This is a genomic window from Streptomyces sp. NPDC006516, assembly GCF_040611875.1.
Lineage (GTDB): Bacteria > Actinomycetota > Actinomycetes > Streptomycetales > Streptomycetaceae > Streptomyces.
In genome coordinates, this window is record NZ_JBEXPD010000001.1 from 125,026 (window position 1) to 144,070 (window position 19,045).

The window sequence follows — 19,045 nt, forward strand, 5'->3', positions numbered from 1 at the left end:
CCGGGTGTCACGCTTGGATCATGGACGCACTCCTCGAACGACTGCGCACAGGCCTTCCCGCGGAGGCACTGATCACCGATCCGGCCGTCACCGCCTCGTACGCCCACGACATGGCCAGCTTCTGCGAGGCGGGCGCCCCCGCCGTCGTCGTGCTGCCGCGCACGGTCGAGGAGGTCCAGCACGTCATGCGGACCGCCACCGAGCTCCGGGTGCCCGTCGTGCCCCAGGGCGCCAGGACCGGCCTGTCGGGTGCGGCCAACGCATCCGACGGCTGCATCGTGCTCTCCCTCGTGAAGATGGACCGCATCCTGGAGATCAGCCCGGTCGACCGGATCGCGGTCGTCGAGCCCGGCGTCGTCAACGCCACGCTGTCCCGCGCCGTCGACGCGCACGGGCTGTACTACCCCCCGGACCCGTCGAGCTGGGAGATGTGCACCATCGGCGGCAACATCGGCACCGCGTCCGGCGGACTGTGCTGCGTGAAGTACGGCGTCACCGCCGAGTACGTCCTGGGTCTGGAGGTCGTACTCGCCGACGGCAGACTGCTGAGGACCGGGCGCCGCACCGCCAAGGGCGTCGCGGGATACGACCTCACCCGTCTCTTCGTCGGTTCGGAAGGCAGCCTCGGCATCGTCGTCAAGGCCGTCCTCGCCCTGCGGCCCCGGCCGCCGCAGCAGCTCGTGCTCGCCGCCGAGTTCCCCTCCGCGGCCGCCGCCTGTGAGGCCGTGTGCCGGATCATGGAGCGGGGACACACTCCGTCACTCCTCGAACTGATGGACCGTACGACTGTGCGTGCCGTCAACGCGATGGCCTCCATGGGTCTCCCAGAGACCACCGAGGCGCTCCTGCTCTGCGCCTTCGACACACCCGACCCCGGCGCCGACCTCGCGGCCGTCGGTGAGCTGTGCACGGCGGCGGGCGCCACCGAGGTGGTGCCGGCCGACGACGCCGCCGAGTCGGAACTCCTGATGCAGGCCCGCCGGATGTCCCTCCCCGCACTGGAGGCCGTCAAGTCCGCCACCATGATCGACGACGTCTGCGTGCCACGGTCCCGGCTGGGCGCCATGCTCGAAGGGACCGCCGCCGTCGCCGAGAAGTTCGGGCTCACCATCGGCGTCTGCGCCCACGCGGGCGACGGCAACACCCACCCCGTCGTCTGCTTCGACCACACGGATCCCGACGAGTCGCGCAGGGCCCGCGAATCCTTCGACGAGATCATGGCGCTGGGCCTCGCACTGGGCGGCACCATCACCGGCGAGCACGGCGTCGGCGTACTGAAGAAGGAGTGGCTCGCCCGCGAACTGGGCGAGGTGGGGCTTGAGTTGCAGCGCGGCATCAAGGCCGCCTTCGACCCGCTCGGCCTGCTCAACCCCGGCAAGCTGTTCTGACGGCCGCGCCCCACGGCTCAGGCCTCGCCGTCCTGCGGCTCGTCCTGGGACCAGGGGTCGCTCAGCCACAGGTCGTCGGCCGGCATCGGGGTGAGCAGCTCGGCGAGCGCCCCGTCCAGCCCGAGCAGCCCACTCTCGGTGCCCGGCGGCACCACCCGCAGGGTGCGCTCCACCCAGGAGGCCACGACCGCCGACGGCAGCTCCAGCAGGGCGTTGCCGTCCGGCGAGGTGAGCGCGACGCAGATGACCCCGTGGTCACCGACCCTGGTCGGCCAGATCCGCACGTCCCCGTGCCCGCCCGGCCGGAACACCCCCTCCACGAGCAGCTCACGCGCGAACGTCCAGTGGACGGGCGAATCGGAGCCGATGTGGAAGGTGATGTGCACGGCGAACGGGTCGTCGGTGAAGTACGAGAGCCGGGCGGGTACGGGGATGGACCGCTCCGGCGACAGGACCAGCTTCACTTCCAGCTCGCGTTCCACGGCGTTCTGCATGAGGGTGCACGACCTTCCGATGCTCGTAGGGGCCGGTCCCATGACCGGTCCGCACAAGGAGAGAGCGCCCTGCCGGACGTCTATGACGCGACTTCCAAGAAAAACTTCCGTCGGCCCGGAAAGTGGTCCAAACACCAGGACAGGCCCGGCGGCAGTCGGCTGTCTGATAGATGTGGACCCTTGTATTGAGGTCGGCCACCCCCGACGGCCGGCCGGCCTGAGGCCTCGAAGAGATACGGGACCACGGTGATGAGCGCCCCAACCCCGGCACCCGGTGACGAAAGCCCCCGCGAGGGGTACTACCCCGACCCGTCCATTCCCGGATACGTCCGGTACTGGAACGGAGCCTCGTGGGTCCCCGGCACCAGCCGGCCCGCGCCCCAGCAGGGCGAGACGACTCCGGCCGCGCAGCCCGCCCCAGCCGCGGACGCGGCCCCGCGGCGGCCCGCCCCGGTGGAGGAGACCGGGCCGATGTACCTCGACGAGGTCGACGGCGCCGAGGTGAACGGCCCGAGCGCCGGCGTCGAGCCGGACGTGGCCCCCAGCCGCCCCCGGCCCGCAACCGCCTGGCAGGCCGACACCTCCCGGCAGACCGGCTTCGGCGGCGAACGCGACCACCGCGTCTCCTGGGGCGGCCAGGATCCCCGTACGCCGAATCCCGCACCGGCCGCGCCGGAACCGGCGGCCCCCGCCCCGGCCGCACCGGCGGACAGCGCCCCGGCCGACCCCCGCGGCACCGAGGTCCCGGACCCGACCCGCGGCGCCCTTCCCGGCATGCGGGACGGCAGCAGCGACGTGTCCGACGGCACCGTCGCCATCCGCCTGGACCGGCCGGGCACCGGCGACGCGGGCCGCCCGCCGTCCGACGGCACGGTCACGATCCGCGCCGTGGGCCCCGCCGGCACCTCCCGGCCCCCGCGCCCGCGCGACGAAGGAACCGCCCCCGCCGACGGCACGATGGCGATCCGCGCGATGCCGCCCGCCGCCGCCCCACGACCTCCCGCGCCTTCCCCGGCCCCCGCCCCGGCACCGTCTCCGACCCCGGCCCAGGCGCAGTCACCGGCGCTGCCCACCCCCCTCACCCCGGGCCCCGGCGGCGGCTCCGCCTCCTGGGCGCAGCAGGTCCACCAGCTCGCCCAGCCCGAGCAGGCCGCCCGGCCGCAGCAGCCCCGGCAGCAGAGCCCCGCACCCGTCCCGCAGCCGGGCGCCCGCGCGGAGCAGCCGGTGGTGCCGTGGAAGCCGCCCGTCGACGACCCCTTCCAGCAACTGGCCCGGGCCCAGGCCTCCGCCAGGCCCGCGGGCCTCGGTAAAAGGCTGGCCGCCCGGATCATCGACACGGTCGTGCTCGGCGCGCTCGTCGGTGCGATCGGCTTCCCGCTGGCCACCCGGGCCACCGACCACATCGACCAGAAGATCGACGCGGCGAAGCAGTCCGGCGAGACGGTCACCGTCTGGCTCCTGGACGCCACCACCGCAGGACTCCTCGGCGGGGTGATCGCCGCGTTCCTGGTGCTCGGCTTCCTCCTGGAGGCCCTGCCCACCGCCAAGTGGGGCCGCACGCTGGGCAAGAAGCTGTGCGGTCTCGAGGTGCGCGACATCGAGTCCCACGACTCCCCGGGCCTGGGCGCGGCGCTGCGCCGCTGGCTCGTGTACGGGGTCCTCGGTCTCCTCGTGATCGGCGTGGTCAACGTGCTCTGGTGCCTGATCGACCGTCCCTGGCGCCAGTGCTGGCACGACAAGGCGGCCCGTACCTTCGTCGCGGGCTGAGCGCGCCCCGCGCCCCTGCCGGCACACACCCCCTCCGTCCCACCTCCCTCAGGAGCCCTGGTGCAGAATCTCGCGGATGCGATCGAGTCGATGGAGCAACTGGTCGTGGGCTGGCGGGCGATGGTGCTCGACCGGGACGCGGCGGCGGACGTGCGTGATCTGCCGGGCATCGCCGTACGGTGGGCCGACTCGCGCTTCGCCTTCTGGAACTGCGTCACCCTGACCGATGTCGGCGCGGACCCGGCACTCGTGCGGCAGCGCCTGGGGCACGTCGCGGAGATCATGCGCGCCAAGGAGCGGCCGGGGTTCCTGTGGGTCTTCGAGGACCTCCTGACCGCCGAGGCGCGCTCGGCACTCGGCGAGGCGGCCGAACAGGCGGGCCTCGTGCACGCCTTCCCCGGCACCGGCATGGCCGGGGACCTGCTGCCGCTCCCGGCACCGGCCCACCCGGACCTGACGTTCGTCCGCGTGAGCACCGACGAACACCTGCGGGCGTACGCCGACCTCAACTCCCAGGCGTACGGATTCCCGCTGGAGGACGGCCGCGACGGTCTCGTCGGCTCCGCGCTGTGGAAGGACGGGGTGCACGCCTACCTCGGCCTGCGGGACGGTGTCCCGGTGACGTGCGCGGCGACGGTGGAGGCGGCCGGCCGCCTCTTCGTCGTGCTCGTCGCCACGGCCCCCGGGTGGGAGCGCAGGGGCTACGGCGAGGCGGTGACGCGCAAGGCCCTGTACGAGGGCGGCCGGGCCACCGGTCTGACCCGTGCGACCCTGCACGCGACCGCCGCCGGCGCGCCCGTGTACCCGCGTATCGGGTTCGAACCGAACACCCCGATGGCCTTCTACGCGCTGAAGGACTAGGGCCGCCGCCTCGCCGGGCGTCCCTTCCGTCCGGCGGCTGCCCCTCGCTGGGCGGCGGCCCCTTTCGTGAGGGTGCCGGCCCCCCGTCGGCGGCGGCCCGTAAGCGGCCCGTACGCCCGTGTGCTGACGCCCCGTCCCCCGAAGGGACCTCAGCCGTTGCGGCCGTTTGCGGGGCGGGGTGCACTGCCCCCATGAGTAACGAACCGCCGCCCCCGCCGCCCGGTCAGCCGCCCGAGGACGACCCCTTCTCCAAGAGGCCGCCGCAGGGGCCTGGGGCGGGTGGCTCGCCCTACGGCGGTGCGACGCCTCCGCCTCCACCCCCGCCGCCCGGCCAGGGGCCGTACGGCGGCGGTCCGTACGGTGCCGATCCGCTGGCGGGCATGCCGCCGCTCGCGGAGCCGGGCAGACGGATCCTGGCGCGACTGATCGACTTTCTCATCATCTCGATCCCGCTGTACCTGATCTCGCTGCCCTTCGGCGGGGCGGTCGACGTCACCTCGGACGACGGCAACGACGACTTCGGCGCGGCGGTCGGCAACACCTACAGCGGGCATCAGCTGGTCTGGTCGCTGATCGGCCTGGTGGTCTACGTCGCCTACGACACGTACTTCACGCACAAGGACGGCCGGACCCCCGGCAAGCGGCTGCTGAAGATGCGCGTCGCGATGCTCAACGACGGCTCGGTTCCCGACACGAGCTCCTCGCTGATGCGGGCCGTCGTGCTCTGGCTCCCGGCTCTGCTGTGCTGCCCGTGCCTGTGGTGGCTGATCAACATCGTGCTGATGTTCACCGACAAGCCCTACCGGCAGGGGCTCCAGGACAAGGCCGGGAAGACCGTGGTCGTCAGCGTCCCCTGAGCCGGCGGGCGGCCGGGCCGGTCAGCGGTGCAGCGAGTGCTCGCTCATGCGGCGCCGCTGGGCTGCGGCGATCTCGATGTCCTCGATCGTGCGGTGCGCCCGGACCGACGAGGGTACGGGTGCCACCCTGCGGGCCGTCCTCGTGCGCGAGGGCACGCTCATGGCGACCAGCAGCCCGAGCACCAGCGCCGCGGTGCCCACAGCCGCGACGGCGACACCCGATTCCGCGCGGAACAGCAGCAGCATGGCGAGGGCCGAGAAGACGACGGTGGCCGAACCGAAGGAGATCTGTGCGGCAGTCGGACGCGGCATGGCGGTATCCGTCCTCGGGGCGTCGGATGGGGGAGTCTCTCGACTCGTTCGCACTGTCAATCGACTCTACGACGGTGGATGCCCCTGAGGAACGGCCAGTAAGCGTGACCTAACCCACGGTACCGGTGCACAGGGGGCGCACTGAGTCACGCGGATGCCGATGTGAACCGTGGGCGCGCCGGTCGGCGGCCGGCCCCGCCCGGGTTCCGTCCGGATAGCGGAAGTGGACTCCCGCATAGTGCACTTGGCCTGTGCAAGTCAAGATCTGTCTTTTCTCTCATAACTCCGATCCAATGTCGTCACTTGTGACGCGTTAATCCGCGCGCGGCCCTTCTTCACCCCCTGGCCGCGGACGCGAACGCCGGGGAGGACTGCATCAAGTGACCACTCAGAGACGGGCGATACGGGCGGCTGCCGTAGCCGTGTGCCTGGCCGCCACCGCGGCGACGGCCTCGGCCTTCGCCACCGCGCAGGCCGATGACAGGACGTCAGGATCGGACGCCACCGTCGTGGACCGGCGCGACCCCGCGCCGGTCAAGGCGCACGAGCACGACCTCGAAGGCCCCTTCAGCAAGGAGCAGGACGCCCAGCGCCAGGCGGCGCTGGAGCAGGTCCTGTCCGGCGACAAGAAGGTGACCACCAAGGGCGGTTCCAAGGTCGTCAAGCTCGGGAAGAGCAAGTACGTCGAGCTGGGCCGGGAGAAGACCGACAGGATCTTCACCATCCTCGTGGAGTTCGGCGACCAGGTCGACGACACCACGATGTTCGACCCGGACGGCGACGGACCGAAGCCGCCGGTCAAGAAGTACGGCGGCACACCCGGCCCGCTGCACAACGAGATAGCCGAGCCGGACCCGGCGAAGGACAACAGCACCGCCTGGCAGGCCGACTACAGCCAGGAGCACTTCCAGGACCTCTACTTCGGCGAGGGCAAGGGCAAGGACTCGCTGAAGACGTACTACGAGAAGACGTCCTCCGGGCGCTACTCGGTCGACGGCGAGGTCTCGGACTGGGTCAAGGTCCCGTACAACGAGGCGCGCTACGGCTCCAACTACTGCGGCTCGACCAACTGCGCCAACGTCTGGGACACCGTCCGCGACGGCGTCAACGCGTGGGTCGCCGACCAGAAGGCCCAGGGCCGCACCCTGGACCAGATCAAGGCCGACCTGGCGCAGTACGACCAGTGGGACCGCTACGACTTCGACGGTGACGGCGAGTTCAACGAGTCCGACGGCTACATCGACCACTTCCAGCTGGTCCACGCGGGCGAGGACGAGTCCGCGGGCGGCGGCGTCCAGGGCACCGACGCCATCTGGGCGCACCGCTGGTACGCGTACGGCACCAACGCCGGTGCGACGGGCCCCGAGGGCAACAAGGCCGGCGGCGCCGAGATCGGCGACACGGGCATCTGGGTCGGTGACTACACCGCGCAGCCCGAGAACGGCGGCCTGGGCGTCTTCGCCCACGAGTACGGTCACGACCTCGGCCTACCGGACCTGTACGACACCTCCGGCGGCGGCGAGAACTCGGTCGGCTTCTGGTCCCTGATGTCGGCGGGCTCCTGGCTCGGCACCGGCGAGGGCCAGATAGGCAACCTGCCCGGCGACATGACCGCCTGGGACAAGCTGCAGCTCGGCTGGCTCGACTACGACGTGGCCAAGGCCGCCACGAAGTCGACCCACAAGCTGGGGGTCTCGGAGTACAACACCAAGGACAAGCAGGCGCTCGTCGTCGAGCTGCCCGAGAAGGCCGTCACCACCACCGTCACGAAGCCCGCCGAGGGCTCGAAGCAGTGGTGGAGCGACATGGGTGACGACCTGTCGAACACCCTGACCCGCTCCGTCGACCTCACGGGCAAGGCGTCCGCCTCGCTGGACCTGTCCGGCTGGTACGACATCGAGGCCGACTACGACTACCTCTACACCGAGGTCTCGGAGAACGGCGGCAGCAGCTGGACCGCGCTCGACGGCACCGCTGACGGCAAGGCCATCCCGCGCGACGCCAGTGACAAGCCGGCCCTGACGGACGTCTCCGGCGCGTACAAGAAGCTGTCGTTCCCGCTGGACGCCTACGCGGGCAAGAAGATCGACCTGCGCTTCCGCTACCAGACGGACGGCGGCGCGGGCGGCAAGGGCTTCGCGGCCGACGCCATCACGGTCACCGCCGACGGCTCCGCGCTCTTCACGGACAACGCCGAGGGCGACGACAACGGCTGGACCGCCAAGGGCTTCTCGCGGATCGGTGAGTCGTTCACCAACGACTACCCGCAGTACTACATCGCCGAGAACCGCCAGTACGTCTCGTACGACAAGACCCTCGAGGTCGGCCCGTACAACTTCGGCTTCTCCACCACCCGCCCCGACTGGGTCGAGCACTACGCGTACCAGAACGGCCTGATGGTCTGGCTCTGGGACACCTCGCAGAAGGACAACAACACCTCGGTCCACCCGGGCCAGGGTCTGATCCTGCCGGTGGACTCGCACGCGAAGCCGCTGAAGTGGACGAACGGCTCGCTCGTTCGCAACAAGATCCAGCCCTTCGACGCGCCGTTCAGCTGGTACCCGAACAAGGGCTTCACGCTGCACAACGCGGACGTGGCGCTCAAGATCAAGCCGTCGCTCGGCGTCCCCGTCTTCGACGACCGCAAGGGCACCTACTGGTACGAGGAGAACCCGACGGGAAGCGTCAAGGTCTCTGACACCAACACCCGGATCTCCATCGTGGACGAGCCGCTCGACGGCTCGACGATCACGGTGAAGGTCGGCCCCTCGGCCAAGTAGCCGGTAAACCCGCAGGTCGAAGCATGATCGGCCGTCGCCCTCTAGCGGGCGGCGGCCGATCGTGTTTAGGTGCGTCCTACCGGATCCTTATTGACACGAAGTCTCACGGGGGAGCGCGAAGCATGGCAGGCGGCGGTTTCTGCAGGTTGCCCAACGGCACGGTGGTGGTGGCACTGACCCTGAACGGCCCGGCCGGCGGCTCCGGCCCCGGGGCACCGGTACGGGTGCTGGTGCACGCGGCGAACCGGGCGCGCGCCCTGACCAGGCTGCGCAACCTCGGACTGCGCGCGGTCTACCTCAGGGGGAACGCCCAGCCGCCCACCCCGGACGAGGTCACGGCGGTCCTGCACCACCCGGACGGACTGCTGTGGCGCACGGCGCCCCAGGCCGCCCAGGAGCTCTGGCACCCCATACGGGCCCTGCTGGGAACCGCCGGATACGCGGGACCCGCCCGCCCGGCGGCCTGAGCGGACCCGCGCGGCTCAGACGACCGGCTTCCCGGACAGCTCCACGCCGGCGGTCCGCAGCTCCTCCAGGGCCCGCTCCGTGGTCCCCTCGGCGACACCGGCGGTCAGGTCGAGCAGGACCTGCGTGACGAAGCCCTCGCGGACGGCGTCCAGGGCGGTGGCCCGTACGCAGTGGTCGGTCGCGATACCGACGACGTCCACAGCGGTGACGGAGCGGTCGCGCAGCCACTGGGCGAGCCCGGTGCCGTTCTCGTCCACCCCCTCGAAGCCGCTGTACGCCGCGGCGTACGCCCCCTTGTCGAAGACGGTGTCGATCGCACCGGAGGCGACCGCGGGAGCGAAGTTGGGGTGGAAGCCCACACCCTCCGTACCGGCGACACAGTGCGGCGGCCAGGAGTGCTCGAAGTCCGGCGCCGAGGAGAAGTGGTCACCCGGGTCGACGTGGTGGTCCCGGGTGGCCACCACATGGCGGTATCCGGGCTGTGCCGCACCGATCAGGTCGGTGATGGCGGCGGCGACATCGGCGCCGCCCGCCACCGCGAGGCTGCCGCCCTCGCAGAAGTCGTTCTGAACGTCGACGACGATCAAGGCGCGATGCATGACGGTTGTCCTTCGATGGGGGGCCGGCGGGTCGTGCGGGAAATGAACGGTGGGGATGTCACCGAGCCTAGAGACTCGGCGCACCGGGCGGGAGGGGGCACACACATCGGCTCTCCCGTGGGGCCCGGCCGAAACCGGCCGGGCGCACCAGGCCGAGCGGGCGGGCGTGCGCTCCGGCGCACGGGAGGACCCGGGCGCCGGACGGTCTCACATGTACTCCGTGGGCAGCACCGGCTCGCCCCGGGACAGCTGCATCGCCGACATCGGCAGTTCCGCGCGCGCCGCGAGGTGCCGCTCACGCGCCGCCTCCAGCGGCTCCCGCCCGATCACCTCACCGCCCTTGACCAGCTGCACCTGCACCTGCCGGTCCGCGAGCTCCGCCGGGACGTCTCCGGTGCCGATCACCTCGGCCTCGGCCACCCCCGCCGCGTCGAGCCGGCGCGCCGCCCACTTGCGGCCGCCCCGCGAGGACTTGGCGCCCAGCGACTTCTTCACCACCGGGAGCAGCGGATCGGCCGGATCGGCGGACCGCGCCCGCGCCACCAGCTTGTAGACCATGGAGCACGTGGGGTGCCCGCTGCCGGTGACCAGCTGCGTGCCGACCCCGTACGTGTCGACGGGCGCCGCCGCCAGCGAGGCGATGGCGTACTCGTCCAGGTCGGACGTCACCACGATCTTCGTCTCCGTGGCGCCCAGCTCGTCCAGCTGCTGCCGCACCCGGTGCGCGACCAGCAGCAGGTCGCCGGAATCGATGCGTACGGCACCGAGCTCGGGACCCGCGACCTCCACAGCCGTACGGACGGCCTCGGTCACGTCGTAGGTGTCGACCAGCAGCGAGGTTCCCCGGCCCAGCGAGTCCACCTGCGCCTGGAAGGCGTCCCGCTCGCTGTCGTGCAGCAGGGTGAAGGCGTGCGCGCTCGTCCCGACGGTCGGGATGTTGTACCGGAACCCCGCCGCCAGGTCCGAGGTGGTGTGGAAACCGCCGACGTACGCGGCACGGGCGGAGGCCACCGCCGACAGCTCGTGCGTGCGCCGGGCGCCCATCTCGATCAGCCGCCGGCCACCCGCCGCGGCCGACATCCGGGAAGCGGCGGCGGCGATCGCCGAGTCGTGGTTCAGGATCGACAGGATCACGGTCTCCAGCAGCACGCACTCGGCGAAGGAGCCCTCGACCCGCAGGAGCGGCGAGCCCGGGAAGTACACCTCGCCCTCCGGGTAGCCCCAGATGTCACCGCTGAAGCGGTAGTCGGCCAGCCAGTCGACGGTGGGTCCGTCCACGATGCGCTGGTCGCGCAGGAAGCCGAGCATCTCGTCGTCGAAGTGGAAGTTCTCCACCGCGTCCAGCACCCGCCCGGTACCCGCGACGACGCCGTAGCGCCGCCCCTCGGGCAGCCGCCGGGTGAACGCCTCGAAGACGGAGCGCCGGTCCGCGGTGCCCGCCCTCAGAGCGGCCTGCACCATCGTGAGCTCGTACTGGTCGGTGAAGAGTGCGGTCGACGGCACACCGACCCGTCGCCCAAGGTCCGCTGAGTTCATGTCGGGGATGCTACTCCCTATTCGTCAAAGTGACGAGATGGGGGCGCCGTTTGTGCGCGGGCCCCTCCCTGGTGGCAGCATGGGGTAGGTGAGCGTTGCTGCCCCCGTAGAGATCGAACGTCCCGAATCGGCCGAGGAGACCTTCGTCGTCCCCGAGCCCGACGTCCCCTGGGTGACGCTGGTGCACAACGACCCGGTCAACCTCATGAGCTACGTGACGTATGTCTTCCAGGCCTACTTCGGCTACTCGAAGGACAAGGCGCACAAACTGATGCTCGACGTCCATCAGAAGGGCCGAGCGGTCGTCTCCAGCGGCAGCCGCGAGGAGATGGAACGCGACGTCCAGGCCATGCACGGCTACGGGCTCTGGGCCACCCTGACCCAGGACCGCAACTGACCTTCGCTGCCCTCCGTCCGACCCATCATCGGAGAATTCATGGCCGGCCACTTCGAGGCCACCCCCGGCGGCGGCGCGTCCGTCGCGCTCGACGAGGTCGAGATCGCCATCCTGCGCTCCCTCGCCGTCCAGCTGCTCGAACTGATCGGACCCGGCGACGAACCCGCCGAGGGCGAGGACCCGCTCGCGGCCCTGTTCGCCGAGGGCCCCAGTGAGCCGCCCAGCGACCCCGCCCTGGCCCGGCTCTTCCCCGAGGCCTACGGCGACGAGGACAAGGAGCTGCGCGAGGCCTCCGCCGAGTTCCGCCGCTTCACGGAGAACGACCTGCGCACCCGCAAGCGCGACGACGCGCTCGCCGTCGTACGGACGCTCGACGCACTCGCCCCCGTCGCCGACGAGGGTGCGGTGCTCTCCCTGACCACCGCGGAATGCCACCACTGGCTCGGCGCCCTGAACGACCTCCGGCTCACCATCGGCACCCGCCTCGAGGTCTCCGACGAGGACGAGGGCCAGGACGGCTCCCTCTACCGCCTGCCCGACAGCGATCCCCGCAAGCCGATGGTCATGGCCTATCTCTGGCTCGGCGCACTCCAGGAAACACTCGTCGAAACGCTGATGCCCGACTGAGACGGACCGGGTTCGCTCAACGGACGCTCAAATCCGAATAACGATCCCGTCACCTGAACGGCGTTCTTTGCAGCGCCTGGAAACGCTTGTCCGCTTTTTCCTGTGGTGTGCGCCACATAATGTCCGACGGCGTCCCTTGCCGGTCGTGATAAATCTTCACGACCGCCCGGGGACGCCACCCCTGTCCCCGGGGGCGCTACGAGCCGGCCGAACGCCGGCGGCACTCCATCCATATCCGGGGGGATCAGGACCTGATCCGACGCCGAAGGCGGCGCGGATCGGCGTGGAGAAAGGCGCACCACCATGACATCGGCGCAGGTCGACAACGGACAGGCGGACGGCCCGAAGGCCGTCGACGCCCCGGCAGGCGAGGGCTACCAGCGTGGCCTGGGAGCCCGCCAGATCCAGATGATCGCCATCGGCGGAGCCATCGGCACGGGGCTTTTCCTCGGCGCCGGCAAGGCCATCGACAGAGCGGGCCCGAGCCTCATCCTGGCGTACGCCATCGCGGGCCTGGTCATCTTCTTCATCATGCGCGCCCTCGGCGAACTCCTCATGTACCGCCCGGTCTCCGGCTCCTTCTCGGAGTACGCACGCGAATTCCTCGGCCCGTTCTTCGGGTTCGTGACCGGATGGACGTACTGGCTCTTCTGGGTCGTCACCGGAATCACCGAAGTCACCGCGGCAGCCACCTATATGACGTACTGGTGGGACATCCCGCAATGGCTGTCCGCCCTCGTGTTCACCGTCATTCTGTACGGCGCCAACCTCATCTCGGTGAAGCTCTTCGGTGAGCTCGAGTTCTGGTTCTCGATGGTCAAGGTCACCGCGATCCTCGGCATGATCCTCATCTGCGCCGGAGTCCTCACCATCGGCTTCTCCGACGCCGGGGAAACCGCCACCGTCGCCAACCTCTGGAACGACGGCGGGTTCTTCCCCGAAGGCATCGGCGGCACGCTGATGACCCTCCAGATCGTGATGTTCGCCTTCCTCGCCGTCGAACTCGTCGGTGTCACCGCAGGCGAGTCCAAGGACCCCAAGACCGTCCTGCCCAAGGCCATCAACACCGTGCCGTGGCGCATCGCCGTCTTCTACGTCGGCGCGCTCATCATGATCCTGTCCGTCGTCCCGTGGAGCACCTTCGAGCCCGGCGTCTCACCGTTCGTCGCCGCGTTCGAGGAGATGGGCCTCGGCATCGGCGCCGCGATCGTCAACTTCGTCGTGCTCACCGCCGCGCTCTCCTCGTGCAACTCCGGCATGTACTCCACCGGACGCATGCTGCGTGACCTGGCGCTCAACGGACAGGGCCCCAAGGCCTTCACCAAGCTGACCAGGAACGGCCTCCCGCTCGTCGGCACCACCTTCTCCGCCGCACTGATGCTCGTCGGCGTCTGGATCAACTACCAGTGGCCCGGCGAGGCGTTCAACTACGTCGTCTCCTTCGCGACCATCTCCGGCATGTGGGCCTGGATCATGATCCTGGTCTGCCAGATCCGCTACCGCGCCAAGGCCGACCGCGGTGAACTGCCCCAGTCCTCCTTCAAGGCACCCGGCGCACCCTTCACCAGCTGGTTCGCCCTCGCGTTCATCGGCCTCGTCATCGTCATGATGGCCGTCGACAAGGACGCCAGGATCTCCCTCTACTGCGCACCGGTGTGGGGCCTGATCCTCGGCGTCTCCTACCTGGTGCTCAAGGCGCGCAACCCCGAGAACACCGCCTTCGCCAAGCGCTGACCCGCGCGACGGCCACCCGGGACACCGGCCGCCCCAACGGCCCTGTCCGGCATACGGGCCCTTCCGTACCACTCCCCGGTACGCGAGGGCCCGTCTGCTTATCCTGGGCGCCATGCTGACCCTTACCCAGGCGCTCTACGACCAGATCGTCGCGCACTCCCGCGCGGACCACCCCGACGAGGCGTGCGGAGTGGTCGCGGGCCCGGCCGGAACGGGCCGCCCCGAGCGCTTCGTCCCCATGCTCAACGCCGCGCGCTCACCCACGTTCTACGAGTTCGACTCCACGGACCTGCTGAAGCTCTACCGCGAGATGGACGACCGCGACGAGGAGCCGGTGATCATCTACCACTCCCACACCGCGACCGAGGCCTACCCTTCCCGCACCGACCTGACGTACGCCAACGAGCCCGGCGCCCACTACGTCCTGGTCTCCACGGCGGACACCGACGACGCCGGCCCCTTCCAGTTCCGCTCGTACCGCATCGTGGACGGCGAGATCACCGAGGAGGACGTCGAGATCGTCGAGGCCTATCCCCCCGCCGCCTGACCCTCGCCGACGGCGCCGGAAGCTCCGCCTCCGGCGCCGTGTGTCCAACTGGCGAACACTCACCATCCACCATGTGGAACCACCCTCCGATTCAGGGGTGGGGAATCGATACGATGAGCCCATGGTTCTCCCTGACGTGAGCGAAAAGACGCCGGGCGCGATGCTCGTCGCGCGGCTGCACGTCGACCTGTGCAGGCTTTCCAGCGCGATGTGTCCGGCTTACGCCTGCCCGTGAACCGCCCGGCCTGAGCCGCGGTCCGAGCGCGACCACGTACGCACCACCCCTGCGCGGGGGCACCCAAACGCGCGCCCCACGCCACCTCACCGCATTCGACAGGAGCCCACGCCATGGCCATCGAGGTCCGCATCCCGACCATCCTCCGCACCTACACCGACGGCGCCAAGGCGGTCGAAGGCAGCGGTGACACCCTCGCCGACCTCTTCACCGACCTCGACAGCCGCCACACCGGCATCCGTGAGCGCATCGTCGACGGCGACCAGCTCCGCCGCTTCGTCAACGTCTACCTCAACGACGAGGACGTCCGCTTCCTCGACGGCATCTCCACCAAGCTCACCGACGGCGACAGCATCACGATCCTCCCCGCCGTCGCAGGCGGCATGCGCTGATGCGGTACGACTCCCCGCTCGCGGCGGTCGGCAACACCCCGCTGGTCCGCCTCCCGCGGCTGTCCCCTTCCGAGGACGTCCGCATCTGGGCCAAGCTCGAGGACCGCAACCCCACCGGCTCGATCAAGGACCGCCCCGCGCTCCACATGGTCGAACAGGCGGAGAAGGACGGCCGCCTGACCCCCGGCTGCACCATCCTCGAACCCACGAGCGGCAACACCGGCATCTCACTCGCCATGGCAGCCAGGCTCAAGGGCTACCGCATCGTCTGCGTCATGCCCGAGAACACCTCGCAGGAGCGGCGCGACCTGCTCACCATGTGGGGCGCCGAGATCATCTCGTCCCCCGCGGCGGGCGGCTCCAACACCGCCGTACGCGTGGCCAAGGAACTCTCCGCCGAACACCCCGACTGGGTCATGCTCTACCAGTACGGCAACGCGGACAACGCAGGCGCCCACTACGCCACCACCGGACCCGAGATCCTCACCGACCTCCCGTCCATCACACACTTCGTCGCCGGCCTCGGCACCACCGGCACCCTCATGGGCGTCGGCCGCTACCTCCGGGAACACAAGCCGGACGTCACCATCGTCGCCGCCGAGCCCCGCTACGACGACCTCGTCTACGGCCTGCGCAACCTCGACGAAGGCTTCGTCCCCGAGCTCTACGACGCGTCCGTGCTCACCACGCGCTTCTCTGTCGGCTCCGCCGACGCCGTCACCCGCACCCGCGAGCTCCTCCAGCAGGAGGGCATCTTCGCGGGCGTCTCCACCGGCGCCGCACTCCACGCCGCCATCGGCGTCGGCCGCAAGGCCGTCAAGGCCGGAGAGGCCGCCGACATCGTCTTCGTCGTCGCGGACGGCGGCTGGAAGTACCTGTCGACGGGCGTCTACACCGCCCCCACGACCGAGGCAGCCATCGAAACCCTGCACGGCCAGCTCTGGGCCTGACACGGCACAGCACCACCGGAAGGCGCGGCGCGGACATCCGCCCCGCGCCTTCCGCATGTCTCCCGGGCATTCGGCCCGGCCTCGCGCCCGTGGTTCCCGGTTTCCCTACGCGCCGACCGGACTGCGGGTCCGACCGCGCCGCCCGGACCAGCCACAGTCACCCCCGGCCGCGGACCTGCCCCCACACCTCCGGATCCAGATCGCCCGCCTTCCGCCGGAAACCCGACACCGCCACATCCCGCAGCTCGTCCGTCTCCAGAAAACTCTGCCGCCCCCGCGCGTCACCCACCGACCCCGCGGGCAACGCGATCACCCCCGGCCGCCCCTCATGCCGCCTGCTCGTGATCTTGGCGACCACCGCCGTACCGCCCCGCACCGACAGCACCAGACACGGCCTGTCCTTGGACCCCGGCCCGTCCTCGTACGGCACCTGCGCCCACCAGATCTCCCCCGGCCGCGGACCGCCGCGCGGACGCGCCCCCTTCCGCTCCGGAGCACGCCCCGGCGGACGAACCCGCCCGCCCGGCCGCCGCGGCCCACGGCCACCCCGCCCCCGCGCATCCGAGACCGTCGCCACCACAGCCAGCAGGACCACGACGACCAGAGCCACCCACCACCACGTGTTCATGTCCCGACCGTACCGGCGAGCGACACCGCCCCGCCTTCCATCGAACCGGTGACACCACAGGTGAGTTCCCCCACAACGGCAGGCCCTGGAGGAGCGACCGGTGGTCCAGCGCCTTACGCTCGACGAACCGCACGAACCCTCCCCGTTCCCAGGCCTCGGAGGTTCACGCTCCATGAAGCTCACCGTCGTCGGCTGCTCCGGCTCGTTCCCCTCCGCGGGTTCGGCATGCTCGAGCTACCTCGTAGAGGCCGACGGCTTCCGGCTGCTCCTCGACATGGGCAACGGCGCCCTCGGCGAGTTGCAGCGCCATGTCGGTCTGTACGACCTCGACGCCATCTTCCTCAGCCACCTGCACGCCGACCACTGCATCGACATGTGCGCGTACTTCGTCGTGCGCTACTACCGCTTCGACGGCGGGCGCCCCGAGGCGATCCCCGTGTACGGACCCGAGGGCACCGAGCAGCGGCTGACCACCGCCCATGCCGACACCCCGTCCGACCACGCGATGAGCGAGGTCTTCGACTTCCACACGCTGAAGCCGGGGTCGTTCGAGATCGGCCCCTTCTCGGTCCGTACGGAGAAGCTCTGCCACCCCGTCGACTCCTTCGGCATCCGCGTCGAGCACGACGGCCGCGCGCTCACGTACTCGGGCGACACGGGCACCTGCGAAGCACTGGACGAACTGGCCGAGGGCAGCGACCTGTTCCTCTGTGAGGCATCGTTCATCCATGGCAAGGAGGACATCCCGGACCTCCACCTCAACGGCCGCGAAGCAGGCGAGTACGCCGCGCGCGCCGGAGCGGGACGGCTCGTCCTCACCCACATCCCGCCGTGGACGGACGCCGAACGCAACCTCGCCGACGCCCGCGAGGTCTACGACGGCCCGGTCGAGCTGGCCGTTCCGGGCGCGGTGTACGAGGTCTGACCGGCAACGGCGAAGCCCCCACCATCCCTTCGCGGGAGGTGGGGGCTTCGCCGTTGCCGTGCCGGGGCCGGCGGACTACTTGGCCTCGGCCTTCTGGAGCTCGGCGAGCTCCTCGTCGGACTCACGGCCCGGAGTCGGCAGGTTGAACTTCGTGATCGCGAACCGGAAGACCACGTAGTAGACGACCGCGAAGCAGAGGCCGACCAGCACCAGCAGCCAGGGCTTCGACGCGATGCCCAGGTTCAGCAGGAAGTCGACCAGACCGGCGGAGAAGCCGAAGCCGTCCTTCATGCCGAGGGCCCAGGTCAGCGCCATCGAGACACCGGTCAGGACCGCGTGGATCGCGTACAGCACCGGAGCGATGAACATGAACGTGAACTCGATCGGCTCGGTCACACCGGTGACGAACGAGGTCAGCGCGAGGGAGAACATCATGCCGCCCACGACCTTGCGGCGCTCCGGACGGGCACAGTGGACGATCGCCAGGCAGGCCGCCGGGAGGGCGAACATCATGATCGGGAAGAAGCCGGTCATGAACTGCCCGGCCTGCGGGTCACCCGCGAGGAAGCGGGCGATGTCACCGTGGGCGCCGTTGTACTCGCCGGCCTGGAACCACGGGAAGGAGTTGAGCAGGTGGTGCATGCCGACCGGGATCAGCGCGCGGTTGGCGACACCGAAGATGCCCGCGCCGACCGCACCGGAACCGACCAGCCATTCACCGAAGTTGTGCAGACCCGTGCCGAGCACCGGCCAGATCACGCCGAAGATGATGCCGATGACCAGACCGGCGAAGGCCGAAAGGATCGGGACCAGGCGACGGCCGCTGAAGAAGCCCGCCCAGTCGGGAAGCTTCGTCCGGTAGAACTTCTGGTACAGCAGGGCCACGACTATGCCCATCACGACACCGCCGAGCACACCGGCGTTGACCGGGGCGTCGTTCATGACGATCTTGCCGTCGACGACGCTCGCGACCTGCGGCAGGTTGCTGTCGGTGAAGGTGGCCAGCACCTTCTGGAAGACCAGGTAGCCGGTCACGGCGGCCAGGGCCGTCGAGCCGTCCGACTTCTTGGCGAAGCCGATGGCGATGCCGACCGCGAACAGCAGGGCCATGTTGTCGAGGATCGCGCCACCGCCGGCGGCCATGTAGCCGGCCAGCTTGGTGATGACGGTGGGGAACGACTCGCGGCCGAGCATGTCGGCATTGCCGAGCCGGACCAGCAGCGCGGCCGCGGGCAGAACTGCGACCGGCAGCATGAGGCTGCGGCCGATGCGCTGCATGACAGCCATCACGCCGGCGCCCCGCTTCTTCGCGGGGGCGGCCGGAGCGGTGTCCGTACTCATCAACTTCCTCCAGTTGGCAAGGCGCCGCCAGGGACAGGGATTTTTCGGGGGCGGCGACTCGAGGAACGCGGCGGGAAAACGCGCGCGTGGTCTGGACCACTCAGTGGTGTAGACCAGTTTTAGCACGGTGAGGGTTAGATAAGGAACCTGCGAATGTCACCCGTTTTGCCGCGTAGTTCCGCCGCCACCCTGGGTGACACGGCGAAG

At 70.2% G+C, this 19,045-nt stretch carries 20 protein-coding genes; 14 read left to right on the top strand and 6 right to left on the bottom strand.

Features of this window, described 5'->3' with window-relative positions; all coding sequences use genetic code 11:
- Positions 1-20: 20 nt before the first annotated feature.
- Positions 21-1,388, top strand: coding sequence for an FAD-linked oxidase C-terminal domain-containing protein (locus tag ABZY45_RS00510; RefSeq protein WP_356734592.1), 1,368 nt, complete (start codon positions 21-23; stop codon positions 1,386-1,388).
- 17 nt (positions 1,389-1,405) lie between these two features.
- On the opposite strand, the gene ABZY45_RS00515 is transcribed toward ABZY45_RS00510, so the two are convergent.
- Positions 1,406-1,882, bottom strand: coding sequence for an SsgA family sporulation/cell division regulator (locus tag ABZY45_RS00515; protein ID WP_356734594.1), 477 nt, complete (start codon positions 1,880-1,882; stop codon positions 1,406-1,408).
- A gap of 249 nt (positions 1,883-2,131) precedes the next feature.
- Here ABZY45_RS00515 and ABZY45_RS00520 point away from each other — a divergent pair, with 249 nt between their 5' ends.
- From ABZY45_RS00520 to ABZY45_RS00530, 3 genes are all read left to right on the top strand, one after another.
- Entirely contained in the window at positions 2,132-3,649 is a 1,518-nt protein-coding gene (locus ABZY45_RS00520; RefSeq protein ID WP_356734596.1) for an RDD family protein, read from the top strand.
- 60 nt (positions 3,650-3,709) lie between these two features.
- The gene (locus tag ABZY45_RS00525) at positions 3,710-4,510 is read left to right on the top strand and encodes a GNAT family N-acetyltransferase (protein ID WP_356734598.1); all 801 of its coding nucleotides are present in this window, start codon (positions 3,710-3,712) and stop codon (positions 4,508-4,510) included.
- 191 nt (positions 4,511-4,701) lie between these two features.
- On the top strand, positions 4,702-5,367 hold the full coding sequence (locus ABZY45_RS00530) for an RDD family protein (protein WP_356734600.1): 666 nt from the start codon (positions 4,702-4,704) through the stop codon (positions 5,365-5,367).
- 21 nt (positions 5,368-5,388) lie between these two features.
- Here the strand turns inward: ABZY45_RS00530 and ABZY45_RS00535 are convergent, their stop codons facing one another.
- Positions 5,389-5,679, bottom strand: coding sequence for a hypothetical protein (locus tag ABZY45_RS00535; RefSeq protein ID WP_356734602.1), 291 nt, complete (start codon positions 5,677-5,679; stop codon positions 5,389-5,391).
- A 380-nt stretch (positions 5,680-6,059) separates the two neighbouring features.
- Between ABZY45_RS00535 and ABZY45_RS00540 the strand changes: the two genes are divergently transcribed.
- Both ABZY45_RS00540 and ABZY45_RS00545 read left to right on the top strand, forming a co-directional pair.
- Positions 6,060-8,459 (top strand): immune inhibitor A domain-containing protein, encoded by a 2,400-nt coding sequence (locus ABZY45_RS00540; RefSeq protein ID WP_356734604.1) that lies wholly within the window; start codon positions 6,060-6,062, stop codon positions 8,457-8,459.
- Positions 8,460-8,581: 122 nt separating this feature from the next.
- Positions 8,582-8,926, top strand: coding sequence for a hypothetical protein (locus ABZY45_RS00545; RefSeq protein WP_356734606.1), 345 nt, complete (start codon positions 8,582-8,584; stop codon positions 8,924-8,926).
- A 15-nt stretch (positions 8,927-8,941) separates the two neighbouring features.
- On the opposite strand, the gene ABZY45_RS00550 is transcribed toward ABZY45_RS00545, so the two are convergent.
- Positions 8,942-9,526 (bottom strand): isochorismatase family protein, encoded by a 585-nt coding sequence (locus ABZY45_RS00550; protein ID WP_356734608.1) that lies wholly within the window; start codon positions 9,524-9,526, stop codon positions 8,942-8,944.
- Between the two features lie 207 nt (positions 9,527-9,733).
- Positions 9,734-11,062 (bottom strand): nicotinate phosphoribosyltransferase, encoded by a 1,329-nt coding sequence (locus ABZY45_RS00555; RefSeq protein ID WP_356734610.1) that lies wholly within the window; start codon positions 11,060-11,062, stop codon positions 9,734-9,736.
- An 88-nt stretch (positions 11,063-11,150) separates the two neighbouring features.
- On the opposite strand from ABZY45_RS00555, the gene clpS reads away from it, so the two are divergent.
- The 7 genes from clpS (at position 11,151) to ABZY45_RS00590 (ending at position 15,944) form a co-directional block, all read left to right on the top strand.
- Positions 11,151-11,459 carry an ATP-dependent Clp protease adapter ClpS gene (clpS, locus tag ABZY45_RS00560; RefSeq protein ID WP_307126823.1) on the top strand — a complete coding sequence of 103 codons (309 nt, stop codon included), beginning with the start codon at positions 11,151-11,153 and terminating at the stop codon, positions 11,457-11,459.
- 39 nt (positions 11,460-11,498) lie between these two features.
- Positions 11,499-12,086, top strand: a complete 588-nt coding sequence (locus tag ABZY45_RS00565; protein ID WP_356734612.1) for a DUF2017 domain-containing protein — start codon at positions 11,499-11,501, stop codon at positions 12,084-12,086.
- 303 nt (positions 12,087-12,389) lie between these two features.
- Positions 12,390-13,820 (top strand): amino acid permease, encoded by a 1,431-nt coding sequence (locus ABZY45_RS00570; protein ID WP_356734614.1) that lies wholly within the window; start codon positions 12,390-12,392, stop codon positions 13,818-13,820.
- A gap of 112 nt (positions 13,821-13,932) precedes the next feature.
- Entirely contained in the window at positions 13,933-14,367 is a 435-nt protein-coding gene (locus ABZY45_RS00575) for a M67 family metallopeptidase (protein WP_356734616.1), read from the top strand.
- Between the two features lie 121 nt (positions 14,368-14,488).
- Complete coding sequence (locus tag ABZY45_RS00580; protein WP_356734618.1) at positions 14,489-14,602, top strand: putative leader peptide; 114 nt, start codon at positions 14,489-14,491, stop codon at positions 14,600-14,602.
- A gap of 113 nt (positions 14,603-14,715) precedes the next feature.
- Entirely contained in the window at positions 14,716-14,994 is a 279-nt protein-coding gene (locus tag ABZY45_RS00585) for a MoaD/ThiS family protein (protein WP_356734620.1), read from the top strand.
- Complete coding sequence (locus ABZY45_RS00590; RefSeq protein WP_356734622.1) at positions 14,994-15,944, top strand: cysteine synthase; 951 nt, start codon at positions 14,994-14,996, stop codon at positions 15,942-15,944. Before ABZY45_RS00585 ends, ABZY45_RS00590 begins: the two co-directional genes overlap by 1 nt.
- 157 nt (positions 15,945-16,101) lie before the next feature.
- On the opposite strand, the gene ABZY45_RS00595 is transcribed toward ABZY45_RS00590, so the two are convergent.
- On the bottom strand, positions 16,102-16,572 hold the full coding sequence (locus ABZY45_RS00595) for a type II toxin-antitoxin system PemK/MazF family toxin (protein ID WP_356734624.1): 471 nt from the start codon (positions 16,570-16,572) through the stop codon (positions 16,102-16,104).
- A 172-nt stretch (positions 16,573-16,744) separates the two neighbouring features.
- On the opposite strand from ABZY45_RS00595, the gene ABZY45_RS00600 reads away from it, so the two are divergent.
- The gene (locus ABZY45_RS00600) at positions 16,745-17,497 is read left to right on the top strand and encodes an MBL fold metallo-hydrolase (RefSeq protein WP_356734626.1); all 753 of its coding nucleotides are present in this window, start codon (positions 16,745-16,747) and stop codon (positions 17,495-17,497) included.
- A 75-nt stretch (positions 17,498-17,572) separates the two neighbouring features.
- On the opposite strand, the gene ABZY45_RS00605 is transcribed toward ABZY45_RS00600, so the two are convergent.
- Complete coding sequence (locus ABZY45_RS00605) at positions 17,573-18,838, bottom strand: PTS transporter subunit EIIC (RefSeq protein WP_356734628.1); 1,266 nt, start codon at positions 18,836-18,838, stop codon at positions 17,573-17,575.
- Positions 18,839-19,045 lie beyond the last annotated feature (207 nt).